The organism is Sulfuricurvum sp. (assembly GCF_019163035.1).
In the GTDB taxonomy this organism is placed as follows: domain Bacteria; phylum Campylobacterota; class Campylobacteria; order Campylobacterales; family Sulfurimonadaceae; genus Sulfuricurvum.
On sequence record NZ_JAFLKV010000092.1, the window covers coordinates 1 to 17599 of the forward strand.

Consider the following 17599-nt stretch of genomic DNA (forward strand, 5'->3'; position numbering starts at 1 on the left):
TTATCAATCGGACTCGTAGGACTACCAAACGTCGGAAAATCAACCACATTTAACGCACTAACCAAAGCACAAAATGCCGAAGCGGCAAACTATCCGTTCTGTACCATCGAGCCGAACAAAGCGACTGTTCCGGTACCGGATAAACGTATTGACGAATTAGTAAAAATCGTCAAACCTGAACGTGTTCAGTATTCTACTCTCGATTTCGTCGATATCGCCGGTCTTGTTAAGGGTGCGAGTAAAGGGGAAGGTTTGGGGAATAAATTCCTCTCCAACATCCGTGAAACCGAAGTAATCTTGCAAATCGTCCGTTGTTTTGAAGATGATAACATCGTTCACACCGAAGGGCGCATCGATCCTCTACTCGATGTTGAGATCATCGAAAATGAACTGATCTTCGCCGATATCGAAGTGTTGACTAACCGTATCGAGCGACTCAAAAAACAGGCGAAAAACGATAAAGATTCTGCGGTTATGGCTGAATTTGCCGAAGAGTTGGCGGAGTTTTTAGCAGAGGGGAACCTTGCTCGTAACTTTCCGAAAGCGGATAGTGAAATGTATGAAAAACTGATGAGTGAAACTCGACTTCTTAGTGCCAAAGAGATTATGTACGGAGCGAATGTCGATGAAGACAGCTTAACCTCCGACAACGAATTTGTTCAACGTCTCCGCGAACACGCGGCGAAACACGGGTGCGAAGTGATCAAGCTTTGTGCGAAAATCGAAGAAGAGCTCGTCGGTATGGAAGATGATGAGCGTGATGAATTCCTACGAGATATGGGTGTCGAGGAATCAGGGCTAGAGCAAATCATCCGTAAAGGGTTCGATAAGCTAGGACTCATGAGCTACTTCACGGCGGGTGTTAAAGAGGTTCGTGCGTGGACAATCCACAAAAATACGACGGCTCCGAAAGCGGCCGCTGTTATCCATAACGACTTCGAAAAAGGGTTTATACGTGCCGAAGTGATCGGCTATGAAGACTTCGTAGCGTGTGGCGGTGAAGCCAAATCGAAAGAGGCGGGAAAAATGCGATTAGAGGGTAAAGAGTATATTGTGTCTGATGGTGATATCATGCACTTTAGATTTAATGTATAATTAGCTTATGAACCTCTTCCAAGAGGTAAAAGAATACAGGAGCACAGAATGGATCTAAAATACGCCGGGCCGAAACCTCTTATATCGGCACACGGTATTACATTCGATCAAAACAAAGAAGATAAATTTGCCTATTTGAGTATCGTTGCAGAGTTAATCCAAGCACTTGATCATAACTATCAAGCTGATGAGCGTTATACCTATCTCACACAGGCAGAACCGCTTAAAGCTGAGACGATATTCGAACTTATTAATAGCAAAGACCCTACTCTTGTCTCTAAAATCGATGAACGCCGCTTAATAAGCGAGCATGAGATTGCAAGCGAATTGGAACGCGCACATGAAAATAAAGTGATCTGTGAAGAGGAACGTAATGTTCTAATTCGCAATATCGAACTATTAAGAACCTATCAAATCAGCCGTTCTATCAATAAAACCGTCTATTATGCTGGAATCAATATCATCGCCGATGAAATCAAGCAAGGGCATATTGATTACATCAGAGCTCCGATGTTCCAAAAATTCCTGCATGTTTTTCATTCAGTACAAGGAGCATTAAATAAAATGCATCCACCAATCGACAGTACTATCGACATTGAAGAACACGGTGGTCATCTACAAGTACATTTAAATATTGCTACTAAGAAGTAATCCTTGCAATGGTTTGCCCGAAGCGGACATTATGTCCGCTTGAGATCCCCAAGTCGACCATATTGCTCTCGCAAAGCATAACAATCGTTGAGCCCATGCGAAAACACCCGAAATCATCCCCTTTACTCAAATACAAATCTTTATAGCTGTACTGACTCGGCGTAAGAACGGTATTTGTACGGATACGAGGTTCGAAACTTATCTCCATCTCTCCTACGTTTAACGCACCTACTAAAATAAGGAAAAACCGTTTCCCCTCGCTACTTAGACATTCCAATACAACCCGCTCATTTTCGATAAAGAGATTAACCTGCTTTTTGAGTGAAGGGATATTGACGGGATAGAGTTTCCCAGGAATATGAACCGCACGGAGAACTTGCATATCGAGCGGGGCATGATAGCGGTGATAATCGCGCGGAGAGAGATAAAAGTTCACAAAGAGACCGTTGTGGACATTTTTTTTCGATTCGGCGGTAATTCCATCCCCCAATACCCCATCGACGCTGTAGCTCATCCCTTTGATTTGTAATGCAAGATCCTCTTCAATCACTCCACATTCGGTAATCAGTGAGTCACACGGACTAATCATATCGAGAGGATCGGTTGAGTATTTTCGCATATGACGAAACTTTCGGGTAAAAAGAGCGTTCAACGTCGGATACGATTCCGGTGCTTCAAAATCTGACATATCCAATCCCATCGCTTTGACATACGTGCGATTGATCATCTTTTGAAAGTTTTTTCCATGCTCTTTGGAGGCAAAACGTCCAAAAGTTTGGGACAATGCCGAGGTAAAATGCTGTTTCATAATTACTCCTGTTCTTCATCGGTTTGGATTGGACGCTTTGCGATCTCTTCGATCAATACGGTGGCATAACACCCTTTTGGAAGTGTAAAATGAAGTTCAAACCACGCTTCATTTTCTTTGTACTCACCCTCAATCTCTTCAGGGAAAATCCACCCATAACGGCGTGCTCCATCAATCCCCTCATGAATCGTGTCGTACTCTTTTTCGATGCTCTCAGCCAATCCGATGGCTCTGGTTGCACGTTTCCCGCTCAAAAGACCGCTCACCGAAATATCACGCTTTGAAAAACGCTCCACCTCCTCATCAGACTCATAATGGAAAATTTTACCATACGGGTAATGCATCATCACATCCCCATGGATCAGTTTAAACGGATGTTTTTGAGCCTTCATCGAGACAATTTCCTCTTTAGGAAGCGCTAATACACTGCAAAGTTCATCCGTCCCGAAGCTCTCAATAAGTTTTGAGATTTGGATACGACGGCTTAGCCAATCATTAAAAAGAAAGCTCTGATACGAATTGACATAAAACTGTCCCAATTTCTTGTTACGCTCTTTCAGTGTCCCTGCGAGTATCGCTTGACCTTTTTTGTAGTTCTCACCGTCGAGACCAAATCGCTGAAATCCGAAATAGTTCGGCATCCCCTGCTTTTTGATCATTTTGAGGGCTTCTTGAATTTTCATCGCGGAGGTCGGATTAACTTTTTTGAGACGGATAAAAAAGCGGTTTCCTTTAAGATGTCCGACACGAATTTTATTGTTATGGTACATTTTTTCGAGGATTTTAATCCCCTCATGTTCGAAATTTTCCAAAACTCCCTCAAATTTGCGCGGGAGAGAGATGTACTGCTTGGTTTGGGCATTTTTGTCTTTGAGTCCGGCATAACCGATATCACGCCCTTTTATCCCCAAATGGTTGCTAAAAACATCAATCATTTGCCATGTGGAGAGGTTCTTTTTGCGAACATGAAGAACCAAATGTTCCCCCTCCCCGCTAAATGGGTATAGTGGGATCTCATCGACGACGAAATCACGCGGTGATTGTCGAAAATGAAATTCGATCGGGCTATGTGGGAGATAATATTGACGTTCCATGAAACTCCTAAAAATGATGAGACTTACAGCGATTACGATAACTTCCGCTTACCGCATGAGCTACCGGAGTAATCGTTGTCCGATGGCGTGCGGCGAGACGCTGAAGCATTATAAGATGTCGGCGGGGAAAAGCGATCAGCATCTCATACTCTTCGCCACTGCATCCGATTTTTTTTGGGATTTTTTTATCCCATTGTACTCCCAGCCGATTGGCGCGGGACAACTTTTCGATATCACTAAAAAGTCCGTCAGAAATATCCATCCCACAGCACAAATAGCGACGAGCGTCTAAGATAAACCCTTGACGCAGTTGCGGCGTGACGAATCGACTTTTCGTATGCACTTTTCCACCGTTCAAAAGAGCGCGGAGCTGTTTTGCCGACGCTCCGATTTTCCCTGTATACGCGATTACATCTCCCCGCTTCAATCCGAGACGAGTGAGTGGATGAGCTGATTCAGAAATAATCGTGATAGAGAGATCGAGTTTAGAATTGCCAATCGTATCCCCTCCGATAATCTCGATACCGTATTCGAAAGCGGCACACCGAATTCCCGATGAGAGTTCATCCATCTGATGCAAACTCATCGATTTTGGGATCGCAATCCCTAAAAGTGCATATCGAGGTATCGCATTCATCGCTATCGCATCAGAGATATTAACGATCATCGCCTTATATCCGATTTGAAAAGGGGTAAGCCATTGCCGTTTAAAATGGATATTTTCAAAGAAAAGATCTTTACTGAAAATCCATTTTCCCATAACCGCACCATCATCACCGATAGGGGACTTTGCAGCGCAAAAAGTGGAAATAAAATAGTTTTCTACATTCAAATTAACTATCCATTTTAAATATTAAAACCATTATAGTCGATATGAGATTACAGAACCGTTAAAATTTCACTATTAAATAATATGTGTTAAAATATTTTCTAACAAATTAACTGTATACTTCTACAAAATTTAAACCTTAATTTAGAAAGGGAAAATAATGCTATTGTCGATCCGAAAAATTTTTAGTCATTTAAAAAATGCGTTGTTAATCCTTGCCCTCGGTACTGCTTTTTTGACACTTCAACTCTTCTTGATTACTGATTACAGCGATCGATTAGGAGAACTGAAAAAACAGCATTTATTAATCGACAAAACTGTTAATACCGATCTAAGCGATCCCAAAATGGCTGCCATATTAATGAATGGGTCCCTATCCGAAATCGCACTATCCGTTAAACTTTCCGGCACAAAAGGTATCTTAAATTCATTCCTAACGTCTAATGATGAAAATACTTCACTGTCACACTCACTAGAGGTATCTTCTCAAACCTTTTGCGACAGCGCACTAACTTGGTCAGAATCACTCCCAATCTCACGTGACTCGCAGCACACACGAATGATGAATGCACGAAGCGACTACTTAGGGAACATCGATCGAGTGATTGATGAGCAAATCAATCTCGTTAATGATTCTATATCAACCTCCAAAATAACGGCACTCACACTCTTAACCTTAGGTGTTTTCGTATTTTTTATCTACCGATCTCGTCTCAATCAAATCTATAGCGATATTGACAAAGCGTGTGCAGTTGATACAAATGGCGAACAAAAAACCGTAGAAACAGAAGAGATCGATTTTATTATGAAGCGATTAGTGCGTCGAACGATACAAACACCCTCGGCTTGTTCAGGATTAGTGAATAGTTCAAGCGGTTTAAATAATCAAAAAGGGCTTATGACCGCTTTTAATAGCAAAAAATCGAGCCGAGCAAATAACACCATCTTTTTAGCCGTTTTCGAGATCGATCAATACACCTCTTTGGTCAATACTCACTCAAAAGATGATTTGGGAAATCTCTTCCGAAAACTTGGAGATATTATCTCCTTGTATGAACAGCCTCTCGATATCACAGCCCATATGGATGATGATCACATTGTTTTTCTCATGTCTCGCAACAGTAAACAAATCGCGATGGAAGATTGCGAAAAAATCCTCCACACCGTCGAAGCATCAGGCTTTAGCACCGCTAAAGGGGTAGTTAAAATAACCCTAAGCGGAGGTTTTCTCCTTAAAATTCCGGTTAAATCGGTGGATGAATCGATTGAAGATGCACTTTTATTGGTTCAGAAAGCAAAAGAGAGCGGTGGAAATCGTATAGCACAACTTCGGGACCGTGCCGATTCTTACCGCTAATTTCCTGTTCATACTGTAACTTTTTAACCCACAATAGGTAGTGTTTATCCCTAAGTTGTTACTATTTTGGACAACATTGCCCACTTTCATCCCCCACACACATCTATAACCCTTTTTAATCTTGCCCAAGGAGCGGCGCGCTATAATCGTTCACAGATTTTATGAACAAGGAAGGCGTATGAGTATTCCCATTTATACTTATGATGCGGTTATTGTCGGAGCAGGACTAGCTGGATGTGCTGCCGCTCGCGAATTGCAAAAAGCCGGCAAAAAAGTTGCCGTCGTCACAAAACTTCACCCGTTGCGTAGTCACTCCGGTGCCGCACAAGGTGGAATTAATGCAGCGTTTAGCGATGCTGATAGCGTAGAACTCCATGAGTTCGACACCGTAAAAGGGTCTGACTATCTTGCGGATCAGGACGTTGTTCAGTTTATGTGTGAAAAAGCACCGGAAACAATCCGTTGGGTAGAACGTATGGGTGCGGCATTTAGCCGTAACGAAGACGGAACCATCGCTCAACGTCCTTTCGGTGGACAATCCTCACCGCGTGCTTGTTTTGCAAAAGATCGCACAGGGCTTACCCTCCTTCAAACCATTTACGAACAAGCGTTTCGTGAAGGTGTCGAGTTTTGGGATGAGTGGTATGTTGCCGATTTGTTGTACAACGAAGGTAAAGTGTACGGCGTAAGCGCGTATAACATCCGAAACTCTGAAAAAGCTATTTTCAATGCCAAAACAGTCATGTTCGCAACCGGCGGATACGCAAGAGCATTTAAAATCAACTCCAATGCTCATGCCAACACGGGTGATGGTCTCTCTCTTGTAGCACGTCACGGTCTTCCTCTCGAAGATATGGAGTTCGTCCAATTCCATCCATCAGGACTTTCCGGAAACGGTGTTTTGATCTCCGAAGCGGCTCGCGGTGAGGGTGGGAAACTTCTCAACTCACTCGGTGAGCGTTTTATGGAAAAATACGCACCCAATGCAATGGAACTCGCTTCACGCGACGTTGTAGCCCGTGCGATCATCCAAGAGATCCGTGAAGGTCGCGGTGTCGGTCCTCGCAAAGATGCCGTTTATATCGATCTCGTCCATTTGGGCAAAGAGAAAATCATGGAACGTTTACCGGAACTTCGTGACCTCGCGATCACCTTCCTCGGACTTGACATGATTAAAGAACCGATCTTGATCTCAGCAACGGCGCACTACTCGATGGGCGGTATTCCGATGGATAAACACGGTCACGTTCGTAAAAACAATACCGAGTTTGTAGAGGGGTTCTATGCAGCGGGTGAGTGTTCATGTTCATCTGTTCACGGAGCCAACCGCCTCGGTGCGAACTCCGTTCTTGAAGCATTGTTATTTGGACGTTTTGTCGGTAAAACAATGGTGAACGAAATCGATGATATCCCTCTTCATAAGGCAACAGAAGCCGATGCAGAGCGGATGAGCAGTGAAATGAACTGGGTATTGACCAATAACGGTCAAGAGTCCGTTCCTGCACTTCGTGAAGAGCTACAACAATCAATGACCGATAATGCGGGTGTTTTTAGAACCGCAGAAACCTTACAAGTACAAATGGGTATTTTAAAAGATTTGCGTAACCGTTACCAACATATCCGAATTGCCGATAAATCGAAAATTTTTAACACTGAGCTTCAAGAGGCAATCGAATTCGGTCATATGTTAGACTATTCACTCTTTATCGTTGCAAGTGCGTTGGATCGTAAAGAGAGTCGTGGAGCACACTTCCGTGAAGATTTCCCGACACGTGATGATGAGAAATTTTTGAAACACACCATGGCATACATGGATGCAAACGGTGAAGTCACACTTGATTACATGGATGTAACCCTCGGTCGCCATGAACTCAAAGCACGATCATATTAAGGAAGATGGCATGGATACGATAAAATCGAAACAAGTAACGTTTAAAGTTTTCCGTTTCAACGAAGAGACCGATTACCTTCCTTACTATAACACTTATACTCTCGATGTAACCCACGAAGAGGTCGTTCTCGACATCCTCAACCGAATCAAATGGGATCACGACGGAAGCCTCTCCTATCGTCGTAGCTGCCGTCACGGTATCTGCGGTGTTTGTTCGATCAAAGCCAACGGAAAAGGAATATTGGCGTGTAAAACTCGTCTATTTGATCTCGTCGAAACATTTGGATCAGAGATCACCCTTGAACCGCTCAGTATTAAACGGGCTATCAAAGACTTGATTATCGACAAAAAAGATTTTTGGGACAAACATGCACAAGTGCAACCGTTCCTCGTTAGTGATATCGAAGAGCATCCGGCGCAAGAGCACCTTGTCAGCCCTCATGATGCTGAAAAATTGCTCGAAGCCGATTACTGTATCCAATGCGGCGCATGTCACTACTCATGCCCAGCGCTGGCGATCAATGAAGAGTTTATCGGACCTGCGGCATTTGCTGCGGCGTACCGATTCTCTGCCGATGTCCGCGATGAAGCTTCATTAGAGCGCTTGCACGTGGTAAACGAAGAGGCGCAAGGCGTTTGGGATTGTGTCAAATGTATGGAGTGTGCCGAGGTTTGTCCTAAAGAGGTCAACCCAATCGAAAAAATCACCAAACTTCATAACATGGTGTTTGAAGCTAACATTGCGAAAAACAATGTTGCAACTCGCCATGCTGTTGGGTTTGCCCACTCGATTGAAAAACACGGTCTTCTCGATGAAGGTGAACTTGTCCGCTATTCCGAGGGGAATATCGGTGTACTAAAACACGTTCCGGTTGCGTTGAAAATGTTTGCCAAAGGTAAAATCGTATTGCCATGGAATATGCCGAAAGCCGATAAATTAGATGAGATCAAAAAACTAGTCAAATCTTCATCAACAGTAAAGTTTTAGGGAGTACTCAATGGAAAAATTAAAATACGCACTTTTTACCGGTTGTACCGCAAAAGAGAGTACGCCGGAACAAATGATGGCAACTCTTGCAGTGGCAAATAAACTGGGCATTGAACTTGTAGAACTCACTGAAGCTTCATGTTGCGGCGCTTCACATCTACAAGATTATGATGACTTTCTATCCCTTGTACTCAATGCACGTAACATCGCTTATGCAGAAAAACATGGCTTAACAATGGTGACGATCTGTAATACGTGTCAGCTCAATACGGCAATGACCAAACACCGCCTTGACCACAATGCAGAGCTCAAAGCAAAAGTAAATGCAAAGCTCTCCGAAGTTGGATTAGAGTACAAAGGGACTTCCCAAATCACCCACTTCTTATACGCTATCATCGATGATTTCGGTCTTGATAAGATTAAAGAGATGGTCGTTAAGCCCCTAAGCCAATTTAATATCGCTCCGTTTTACGGATGTCATAATATCCGCCCTTCTGAGCTTCAAAATGAAACGCATAAAGGTCATGAAAACCCGTACAAGCCAACTTCACTTGATGATCTTATCATCGCATGTGGTGGAGCTAGTGTGGATTATGAAGAGAAAAACAAATGTTGCGGTTTCCATGCTGAACTTCAAGCACCTCGTACTGCTGCAATCCTAACGGGTAATGCAGTTGCCGGTGCGATGGATGCGAATGCGGATTGGATGGTAACACCTTGTCCTCTCTGTCATCTTAAACTCGATACTCAAACACATCATGCTTCTGTTGCAATCGGTCGCGAAGTTTCCCTTCCGGTTCTTCATATGCAACAGATGGTAGGACTTGCCCTCGGTTGCACGTCAGCTGAACTTGGGCTTAACCACCACGTTACCAAAGTTAATTTCGTCTAACACTCTTATTTTTTGGAGGTTCTCCTCCAAAACCCTCTATTCTTTCTCCCCTTTCCGTTATAACCTGAATTAATATTTCTTTAATCAATATTTACCTATAGTATTAATAACAATATTCAAGGGGTTTTCATGAGTAAAAGATTTTTATTAGGTGCCATTGCGGCTTTAACCATCAGTTCAACACTTGGAGCAACTGAGTTTAATCTCAAAGAAAATATGTTCAAACTCAATAATTATATGATGCTAATGCAAGCAGGGTTTATCGAAGGGAACAAAGAAAAATCTCTAAAAGCGGCAGAAGCACTGGGTGAAGAGAGTGCAAAACTATTGGGAAATGAAGATATGATGCGTAAAATGCTCCCGCCGGATAAAGCGCATAAAGCCAATATTGCAACAACATCAGCTCATTTGATTACCGATAATGTCGAAATTATCAAATCAAGTAAAGACAACTTCCGCCGTGAAACTGCCCAAAATGCTTATCTCGATATTCAACGCGCGTGTATGCGTTGTCACAACCTCGTTCGCGACTGGTAAAAAGGTACGGCTTTCGCCGTATCCCCTATCTGCTATATTTTCTTATTGCTTCGGTCGAAACGCTTTTATAACTTCTTCGTTACACTCCAAATACGGTCCCTCTAACAAATCGATACAGTACGGCACCGCAGGAAATACTGCATCCAAACACTCACGGATCGATTTCGGTTTCCCTGGAAGATTGATAATGAGACTTTTACCGCGAATTCCTGCGGTCTGTCTCGATAAAATAGCTGTAGGAACGTATTTAAGGCTCACAGAGCGCATCAACTCACCAAACCCCGGCATCATCTTCTCACAGACGTTTTCGGTCGCCTCAGGGGTCACGTCACGCTTTGCAGGACCAGTCCCCCCCGTCGTCACCACAAGACAGCACCCCTCACGGTCACACAGCTCCATCATCGTCTCTTCAATCGTATCTTGATTGTCGGGAATACAGCGATAGACGATTTCATGTTCCGATTTGAGGTAATCCCTCATCGTATCTTGAATCGCAACCCCTGAAATATCTTCGTAAATCCCTGCACTCGCACGGTCTGATGCCGTAATAACACCTATTTTAATCATAAATTCTCCTGTAAAAAATGGTTTCCTCTTCGGATCGAGATAACGGTGGCGTAGGGGAGGAAAAACTCGCGCGCTCCGGCAACGTCGATCACCTGATCATCAAGCCCCAGATAGACTTCGATACGTGTCCCTTTTGAGCGAATAGACTCCAACAGTTCGCTCGTCCATTCAAAATAAAGGAGTTCTTGTAGCGATTCGGCGTCATTGGCTCCTAAGTCAAGCGGAGCAACAGGTGATGGGGCAAAGCAACTCGCCAAAAAATTTTCCAAATAGCGCTCGGCATCTTTGAAATAGCCACCCATCTGAAGACGACGAAACGACTCTTTTTTTGTTTGAAAAAAAGCGGGAGAAAAGAGTTGGAGGGTATCGATACGTTCATGTGACTCTACCACATAGTGTGCCGCTTTGATCGCACCATAGCTGAATCCGGCTACCGTGTAGTCACTGTGCTTGAGATAGGGATCAAAAAAGTGCTGATCCTCGCTCAGGGCGAAACCGCTATAAAATCTCATTCATCGTTGCTTTGGCAAGAGATTTTGAGATATGCTCGTATTCGTCCAAAATTGATTCGAATTTGGAAAGAATTTTTTCATTCCGTTCCAAGAGGGTAGACATCTCGGTATAAAGTCGATCCATCAATTTTACTTCGTCCTCATCTGAGGGGAGAACAGTGCTTCCCATCCCGTACTCATAGACCATTGCATGAACCAACTCTTTAGCGACAGAGAGGTCATGGGATGCGTTACTGGCGTGTTCGCCGAAACGGAGGTGGGAGGAGGAGATCCCTGCCAAATGAACCCGTATATGGGCTTCGATCTCATGACGTAACTGTGGCTCAGCGGTGGGAGGGGTAATAGCATCATTAGTGAGGGTAATTTTTTCATACGGGAGATCAAACCATGTGGCAGCAAATACTTTTCCCGCTTGATAGCGCACTTGATAACGGCGTTGTTCGTCACTGAGCATCGCGATCTTCTTTTTACCGAACATCACCTTGTCTTTGACCGCTAAGAAGTGCTCCAGTTTGACCTGAATCTCATTTTGGCGCATACAAAGCAGTGCCGCCTCATTGACGAGTGCCGCTAACGAGGCACCGTTAAATCCAACCGTCATTTTGGCGATTTCAGCTATAGAGAGGTCATTGGGAATATGGCGAAGGTATTTTTGCAAGATAGCTTCACGCTCCGATGCTGTCGGAAGCTCGACGAAAATACGTCTATCAAACCGTCCCGCGCGGAGCAATGCGGCGTCCATGACATCGATATTGTTCGTCGCGGCGATAACCACGATACCGCTCGTCTCTTCAAATCCGTCCATCTCAGTAAGGAGCTGATTGAGGGTTCCTTCACGTTCGTCGTTTCGTCCCCCCTCACGCTTTTTACCGACCGCATCGATCTCGTCAATAAAAATGATAGCAGGGGCATTTTTCTTGGCAGCTGAGAAGAGTTCACTCACCCGTTTTGCCCCCATTCCAACATAAATCTGAACAAAAGACGCACCGCTTTGATAGAAAAACGGTACATCCGCTTCGGCGGCAACCGCTTTTGCGATCATCGTTTTACCGACCCCCGGAGGACCTACGAGCAACACACCACGCGGCATACGAGCACCGAAGCTGTAGTACCGTTTCGGATTGCGTAAAAAGTCGATAATCTCTTCGAGTTCCTCTTTGACATCGCCGATTCCGCCGATATCACTGAAACGTACGGTTGATTTAACGGCGGCAACATTTGTAGAGGGGGCTTCTGGTTCGGCTGTCACTTTAGCGGCTACGGGAACCTCTATAGGGGTATCGTCTTCAAACCCCAAACGACTTTTCCAAGCCCAAAATCCTGCACCGCCAATAAGGGCGAAAAAGAAGAAAAACCACAGCCAACCGTTACCGCTTTTTGGCTCGATAATAAGATGGGCTGTCAGCTCAGGTGGTAGCTGTGAGGAAGCGATTTTAACGACACCGTTATCTTTGATCGCGAAATAGGTGTATCCCCCATCCATGAACGCTTTTTCGATTTGATTATTCTCGATGAGTTTTGTCACTTCTTCAAGAGTGAGTGTATCGCCGCTATCGCGCAAAAGGGCGAACAACAATAAGAGGAGAACTATCCCCCCCGAAACGATCAAAATAAGCTGATTACGGTTAAAATTTGGCCATGTTATATTCATCGTGTACCTCATAATTTTCCAGTGTGATCCAATCACCACTGATATCTTCGTCTGACTCGATCTTTATCGTATTAAAAAACTGATCATACCCACTATAGTGTTTACCATCCGCCGATTCGACTAAAACCTCCAATGGAATAGGTTTCATTTTCTCCCGAAATTGACGATTATTGGATTTAATCAACGCATTGAGTTCCACCATTCGCTTCGCCGATACGGCACCATTGACTTGCGGTTTCATCGTCGCACTCGGTGTTCCGTCACGTTTGGAGTAGGTAAAGGGGTGGATATGGGTTAGGTGAAGATGAGCGATATTTTCCATCGCCTCAGCCCAAATCGCGTCACTCTCTCCCGGATGCCCGACAATAAAATCGGTTCCAAGGGCAAACCCTTTGGCATTTAACATACCGAACAATTCGACATCGTTTTTATGCCGATTACGACGGTTCATCAGACGAAGCATCTCATCCGAGCTATGCTGAATCGCGATATGCAGATGACGCTCCAGCCACGGTTCATCCAAAATTTCCCGAAACGCCTCATTGATTTGGATCGGCTCCAATGACCCCACACGAATACGTCGAACGCCTCGGATCAGCGACATTTTTTTCATGAGTTCGGCGATATTGCGCCCCTCACCCTGCCCATAGCTTCCGACGTTCGTCCCCGTGAGAACAAACTCCCCAAAGCCGTTACTCGCCAAACGTGATACCTGCTCAATGATTTTAGCTTCGTCCATGCTTCGAGCATCGCCGCGTACAAAAGGGATAATACAGTAACTGCACCGAAAGTTGCACCCCTCTTGGATCTTGATAAACGCACGCGATTTTCCGACAAACTCATCGACAATCGCATCGTCGATGTAATTTAGATCACCGATCTCATAAAAACGGCTCTCAGATGATAGAAGTGCATTGATCTTCATCTTCTCCGAGGGTCCAAAGACACCTTGGATTTTCCCCGCTCCGAAAAGAGATTCTCCTTTGGTATGAGCACCGCATCCCGTTAGAAAGAGCTTTTTGCCTTGCTTGTCCATTTGGTTGATATACCCTCGGACACTCACATCGGCACCGTTCGTGACCGTACAGGAGTTGACGATGACGATGTCCGCTTGGCTCTCGTCTTCCGTTACGTCGTAATCGTTCAGCGCCCCCATCATCACTTGGGAATCAAAGAGGTTGGTTCGACAGCCGAAGGTTTTAAAATAGACTTTCGGTTTCATTACACATCCATAGGCGGAGGTGATTTCGGAGGTATCGGAGCGGTATAAAAGGTCTGCGTCGGATAGGCAATCGTAATATCGTGCTCCGCATTAAACGCATCGATAATATCACCCGAAATGGTACTGCGCAACGTTAATGTTGCATAGGCATTGGTCAGATACCATGCGCTAATTTTCATCCCGTTCGGCTCTATAAAGGTAAAGACACGCGGTTCGACATTGCTGTTTTTGAGACTGTAACGATCACGCAGTTTGTTAATCTGCTTACGGGTAATATCGGTGTACCCTTTGGAGTATTTGCGGCAAATTTCTTTCACCAAATGAGCCGCTTTTTTATGATCGGAATCGAACGTGATAATAATATCGATCCCGTCCCAAACGGTCTTTAACGAACCGTGGGTATAGTTGGCGATCATCGAGGTGAAAATATAGTTGTTCGGAACAAAGATAATCCGACCGGCACGGCGATTGGTTAGAATCGTCGTATAAGTGACATCCTCCATAAGCGTTATCCGCTGCATCGATACGTCTAACACATCCCCAAGATAGACCATCCCGTCTTTCTCAAACCGAACACGATCTCCCACATGGATAGAACCACCGACAATAATCACCAGCCATCCCAGCAGTGACATAAACCAGTCACGCATCGCAATCGCCAAACCGGCGGAAGCGAATCCGAGCACCGTAGCCAAATAGCCGACATTATCGATGTAGCTAAACATCAAAATCAAAACGATCAGTGTCACATTGATAAAAGTAACAATTTTGTTGGCAGTATAAAACCGCTCATTATCCATGATATAGTGCTTAATAACCCGTTTAAAAGCAAATGAAATCACAAATAAGAAACCAACTATCATCGTGATATTCAGCAATTTATAGATTTGATCTTTGATCTCTTTGTTGATTTTGGCTTCGGTTGATTCTATCCGTTTTTCATACACACTTGCGGTTGAGACAAGCGTCTCAAGAGCTAGTTTAAACTTTTCAACCTGCAACAGTGTCGCTTCAAGTTCCACCTCGTAATCGGCTTTGGAATCGAGTCTAATAATCTCTTTGTAGACGACAACTTGTCGCTCTAACAATTTAATAAGCTCCTGCAACTCCTCTTCACGCAATACGTAATCGCCGTACTGACTGTTGATCCGCTTGACATACGAGAGCCCCGTCACGATTTCAAAAGGGTTTGTAATCGTCGGAAGCGCTCCCGCTTCATCAGGTTTTAGTAGTGAAACAAACGGAGAAGCCCCTTGTGCTTTGAGCAGATCAATCTGTTCGGTTAATACTTTTTGTTTTGCTTGAAGCGCCTCGATTTCCAACTTTCGTTCAACATTCGAAGAACGGTTTTCGAGCTCATCTATCCGATATTTGACATCTCGAAGACTCTTTCGAGCTTCTTGGTATGCCATATAAGAGTTATAGCTTTTGAGCCAGATACTATTGCCCCGAGAAAGCTCTTTTTGAATTTTGGAAAGTTCTTCTTTCGCATTTTCAATTTGAACCTCTTTAGGAAGTTCAATCTTATCTTCTTGCGGGGCTTGCACATCTTTTTTTGCCCCATAAAGAGCTAAGGAAGTTAAACAAAGTGCTATTAAAAGAGATCGGTAGATTCTCACGCGCCCAATCCTTGAAACGTAGATAATACTTTTTTCACCATTGCAACATCGATTTTGTCAGTTATCTCAACCCCGCCGATACTGCGCGGAAGAATAAAAGTGATGGCACTGTCACCACTTTTTTTGTCCAAGAAAAAGGTTTGGTAAAATTTCTCAACATCACTGATCGGATAGGTAAGAGGCAAATCATATCGAGCAAGAAGAGCTTTAACACGAGCGGCTTCCTCATGCGTCATCAATCCTGCTTCACACGCCAAGACATTTGCCATTACCATTCCAATAGCCACACTCTCACCGTGCAGGTATGTTTCATATTTCGTCTCATTTTCGATCACATGACCAAATGTATGCCCGTAGTTGAGAGCTGCACGAAGCCCTTGCTCTTTCTCATCTTCTTCGACCACACCTGCTTTCGTCTCGACCGCTTTCGCTATTGCAACCAGAAGATTATCTCCCTCGCGCAAGTCGTTTATCTCTAGCCACTCGAAAAATGGTGCGTTAAACGTCACTGCCATTTTAACAATCTCAGCTACCCCTGCCCCAAACTCACGAGAAGGGAGTGTTGTGAGGAAACTCGGATCGATGTATACGGCGCGTGGTTGATGAAATGCCCCGATAAGATTTTTGCCGTATCGGTTATTGACCCCTGTTTTTCCCCCGACACTCGCATCGACTTGCGATAGAAGGGTTGTCGGGACTTGGATAAAATCGATTCCGCGATTGTAGAGACTCGCCGCAAATCCTCCCATATCACCGATCACACCGCCGCCGAAGGCGACCAAAAGTGATTTACGATTCAAACGGTGATCAAACATCCGATCCAAAATAGTCTCAATCGTCTCTAACGTTTTGTAGTGTTCCCCATCGGGGATGGTAACAACATAGACCTCTTTGGCACTCAATTTTGCGAGGAGGGTTTGTAGGTGCAGTCCTGCCACTTTCGGGTTGGTTAAAACAACCACTTTCCCCTCAAATTTTATCTCGCTCAACGCACCGATATGGATAGGATAAGAGTCGTCAATAACACGGTTAAGATTGATAGATATCGTCATAGAAAAACCTGATAATTAAGTTGTTACGGTATGAGATATATATTACAAAAAGATCACTTAAAACCCTCTTGTCAGGGGCTAAATTTGTGTAGGAATGAAAAGCTGGTGATAGCGTCCGAGTTTGCGGTAGAGCACTTCAGGATCGGTCGAAAAATAGGCCATGAACGGGTTGATAAACATTTTAGTCGTAAATGGCAGGACATGGAGAAAATTATCTCTCTCACACAGCTCACGGATCGGATTACTCTCTTGGGTAGAGACGTGAATCGATTTGGAGAAAATAGCGGAGAGGTTATTAAAGTGTTCAATCACCTCTTGCTTGTGTGAGCCCTCTTCATTGCTGTAATTCATAAGTTCAAGATTAAATCCGAATTGGGACGAGACGTCAAAGATCGTCGTCGAAATATTTTCGATATGCCCCTCTTCGCTCAAAATGACCACACTCTCTTTTAGGGATGAAAAAGAGCGCTCAGAGAGCTTCAACACCGGTACATTTCCCGCATATAGTTTTTTGCGAATCGATTTTATCGAAAACGCTCTATGAGAGACTAAAAAGAGACCGATATGGTATTTTTTGATGTCGTTGAGGATAATCCCCTCTTCCGGAAGTGCACTGTAATCGATATCAATCGTAACCTCTTTTTGTACCGAAGCCTTAATCATCCGCAGGACATCGATATCGCCTGGGTTGATCACTTTAATAATCAACTGCTGTCGGAGTTTCTTTTGGATGAAAATACTTCGTCTCACCAGTGCCATAATCGCGGATGTTTTTTCGATACGCATATCGATATAGAGATAAATTTTAGAGCCAAACGGTGCCGGAAACTGTCC

At 44.1% G+C, this 17599-nt stretch carries 16 protein-coding genes and 1 pseudogene; 7 read left to right on the plus strand and 10 right to left on the minus strand.

The window, feature by feature from the left end:
* The coding region (ychF, locus tag JZU62_RS06765; RefSeq protein WP_295013178.1) for a redox-regulated ATPase YchF at positions 1-1095 on the plus strand (1095 nt) is incomplete at its 5' end.
* Positions 1096-1143: 48 nt separating this feature from the next.
* Positions 1144-1746 carry a hypothetical protein gene (locus tag JZU62_RS06770; RefSeq protein WP_295013180.1) on the plus strand — a complete coding sequence of 201 codons (603 nt, stop codon included), beginning with the start codon at positions 1144-1146 and terminating at the stop codon, positions 1744-1746.
* Here JZU62_RS06770 and JZU62_RS06775 read toward each other — a convergent pair.
* The 3 genes from JZU62_RS06775 to JZU62_RS06785 are packed head-to-tail and all read right to left on the minus strand — an operon-like array spanning position 1736 to position 4480.
* Positions 1736-2554 (minus strand): phosphatidylserine decarboxylase, encoded by an 819-nt coding sequence (locus JZU62_RS06775; protein WP_295013182.1) that lies wholly within the window; start codon positions 2552-2554, stop codon positions 1736-1738. The genes JZU62_RS06770 and JZU62_RS06775 overlap by 11 nt on opposite strands.
* A 2-nt stretch (positions 2555-2556) precedes the next feature.
* Positions 2557-3648: a tRNA pseudouridine(13) synthase TruD gene (truD, locus tag JZU62_RS06780; RefSeq protein ID WP_295013185.1), complete on the minus strand. Its 1092-nt coding sequence runs from the start codon at positions 3646-3648 to the stop codon at positions 2557-2559.
* 7 nt (positions 3649-3655) lie between these two features.
* Positions 3656-4480 (minus strand): thiamine-phosphate kinase, encoded by an 825-nt coding sequence (locus JZU62_RS06785; protein ID WP_295013187.1) that lies wholly within the window; start codon positions 4478-4480, stop codon positions 3656-3658.
* A gap of 157 nt (positions 4481-4637) precedes the next feature.
* Here JZU62_RS06785 and JZU62_RS06790 point away from each other — a divergent pair, with 157 nt between their 5' ends.
* From JZU62_RS06790 to JZU62_RS06810, 5 genes are all read left to right on the plus strand, one after another.
* Positions 4638-5834 carry a hypothetical protein gene (locus tag JZU62_RS06790; RefSeq protein ID WP_295013189.1) on the plus strand — a complete coding sequence of 399 codons (1197 nt, stop codon included), beginning with the start codon at positions 4638-4640 and terminating at the stop codon, positions 5832-5834.
* Between the two features lie 178 nt (positions 5835-6012).
* A complete protein-coding gene (locus tag JZU62_RS06795; protein WP_295013190.1) occupies positions 6013-7725 on the plus strand; it encodes an FAD-dependent oxidoreductase in 1713 nt (570 codons plus the stop codon).
* 10 nt (positions 7726-7735) lie between these two features.
* Positions 7736-8713: a succinate dehydrogenase iron-sulfur subunit gene (gene sdhB, locus JZU62_RS06800; RefSeq protein WP_295013192.1), complete on the plus strand. Its 978-nt coding sequence runs from the start codon at positions 7736-7738 to the stop codon at positions 8711-8713.
* A gap of 10 nt (positions 8714-8723) precedes the next feature.
* On the plus strand, positions 8724-9605 hold the full coding sequence (locus JZU62_RS06805; RefSeq protein WP_295013194.1) for a CoB--CoM heterodisulfide reductase iron-sulfur subunit B family protein: 882 nt from the start codon (positions 8724-8726) through the stop codon (positions 9603-9605).
* Positions 9606-9734: 129 nt separating this feature from the next.
* The gene (locus tag JZU62_RS06810) at positions 9735-10142 is read left to right on the plus strand and encodes a hypothetical protein (RefSeq protein ID WP_295013197.1); all 408 of its coding nucleotides are present in this window, start codon (positions 9735-9737) and stop codon (positions 10140-10142) included.
* 42 nt (positions 10143-10184) lie between these two features.
* Here the strand turns inward: JZU62_RS06810 and mog are convergent, their stop codons facing one another.
* The 7 genes and pseudogenes from mog to JZU62_RS06845 all read right to left on the minus strand — a co-directional run.
* The gene (gene mog, locus JZU62_RS06815) at positions 10185-10709 is read right to left on the minus strand and encodes a molybdopterin adenylyltransferase (RefSeq protein WP_295013198.1); all 525 of its coding nucleotides are present in this window, start codon (positions 10707-10709) and stop codon (positions 10185-10187) included.
* Positions 10706-11221 (minus strand): pimelyl-ACP methyl ester esterase BioV, encoded by a 516-nt coding sequence (gene bioV / locus JZU62_RS06820; protein WP_295013200.1) that lies wholly within the window; start codon positions 11219-11221, stop codon positions 10706-10708. The genes mog and bioV overlap by 4 nt, the downstream gene beginning before the upstream one ends.
* Positions 11208-12872, minus strand: a complete 1665-nt coding sequence (locus tag JZU62_RS06825) for an AAA family ATPase (protein WP_295013202.1) — start codon at positions 12870-12872, stop codon at positions 11208-11210. The genes bioV and JZU62_RS06825 overlap by 14 nt, the downstream gene beginning before the upstream one ends.
* Complete coding sequence (gene mtaB, locus JZU62_RS06830) at positions 12847-14094, minus strand: tRNA (N(6)-L-threonylcarbamoyladenosine(37)-C(2))-methylthiotransferase MtaB (protein ID WP_295013204.1); 1248 nt, start codon at positions 14092-14094, stop codon at positions 12847-12849. Before mtaB ends, JZU62_RS06825 begins: the two co-directional genes overlap by 26 nt.
* A complete protein-coding gene (locus tag JZU62_RS06835) occupies positions 14094-15641 on the minus strand; it encodes a mechanosensitive ion channel domain-containing protein (protein ID WP_295013206.1) in 1548 nt (515 codons plus the stop codon). Before JZU62_RS06835 ends, mtaB begins: the two co-directional genes overlap by 1 nt.
* 68 nt (positions 15642-15709) lie before the next feature.
* On the minus strand, positions 15710-16765 hold the full coding sequence (aroB, locus tag JZU62_RS06840; RefSeq protein WP_295013208.1) for a 3-dehydroquinate synthase: 1056 nt from the start codon (positions 16763-16765) through the stop codon (positions 15710-15712).
* 78 nt (positions 16766-16843) lie between these two features.
* Positions 16844-17599, minus strand: a pseudogene (locus JZU62_RS06845) (potassium transporter TrkA); the annotation flags it as partial.

What these genes read in the sequence shown, in the direction of transcription:
- JZU62_RS06770 (WP_295013180.1), top strand. Translation starts at nt 1,144, where the DNA reads ATGGATCTAAAATACGCCGGGCCGAAACCTCTTATATCGGCACACGGT.
- JZU62_RS06775 (WP_295013182.1), bottom strand. Translation starts at nt 2,554, where the DNA reads ATGAAACAGCATTTTACCTCGGCATTGTCCCAAACTTTTGGACGTTTT.
- truD (WP_295013185.1), bottom strand. Translation starts at nt 3,648, where the DNA reads ATGGAACGTCAATATTATCTCCCACATAGCCCGATCGAATTTCATTTT.
- JZU62_RS06790 (WP_295013189.1), top strand. Translation starts at nt 4,638, where the DNA reads ATGCTATTGTCGATCCGAAAAATTTTTAGTCATTTAAAAAATGCGTTG.
- JZU62_RS06795 (WP_295013190.1), top strand. Translation starts at nt 6,013, where the DNA reads ATGAGTATTCCCATTTATACTTATGATGCGGTTATTGTCGGAGCAGGA.
- sdhB (WP_295013192.1), top strand. Translation starts at nt 7,736, where the DNA reads ATGGATACGATAAAATCGAAACAAGTAACGTTTAAAGTTTTCCGTTTC.
- JZU62_RS06805 (WP_295013194.1), top strand. Translation starts at nt 8,724, where the DNA reads ATGGAAAAATTAAAATACGCACTTTTTACCGGTTGTACCGCAAAAGAG.
- JZU62_RS06810 (WP_295013197.1), top strand. Translation starts at nt 9,735, where the DNA reads ATGAGTAAAAGATTTTTATTAGGTGCCATTGCGGCTTTAACCATCAGT.
- mog (WP_295013198.1), bottom strand. Translation starts at nt 10,709, where the DNA reads ATGATTAAAATAGGTGTTATTACGGCATCAGACCGTGCGAGTGCAGGG.
- bioV (WP_295013200.1), bottom strand. Translation starts at nt 11,221, where the DNA reads ATGAGATTTTATAGCGGTTTCGCCCTGAGCGAGGATCAGCACTTTTTT.
- JZU62_RS06825 (WP_295013202.1), bottom strand. Translation starts at nt 12,872, where the DNA reads ATGAATATAACATGGCCAAATTTTAACCGTAATCAGCTTATTTTGATC.
- mtaB (WP_295013204.1), bottom strand. Translation starts at nt 14,094, where the DNA reads ATGAAACCGAAAGTCTATTTTAAAACCTTCGGCTGTCGAACCAACCTC.
- aroB (WP_295013208.1), bottom strand. Translation starts at nt 16,765, where the DNA reads ATGACGATATCTATCAATCTTAACCGTGTTATTGACGACTCTTATCCT.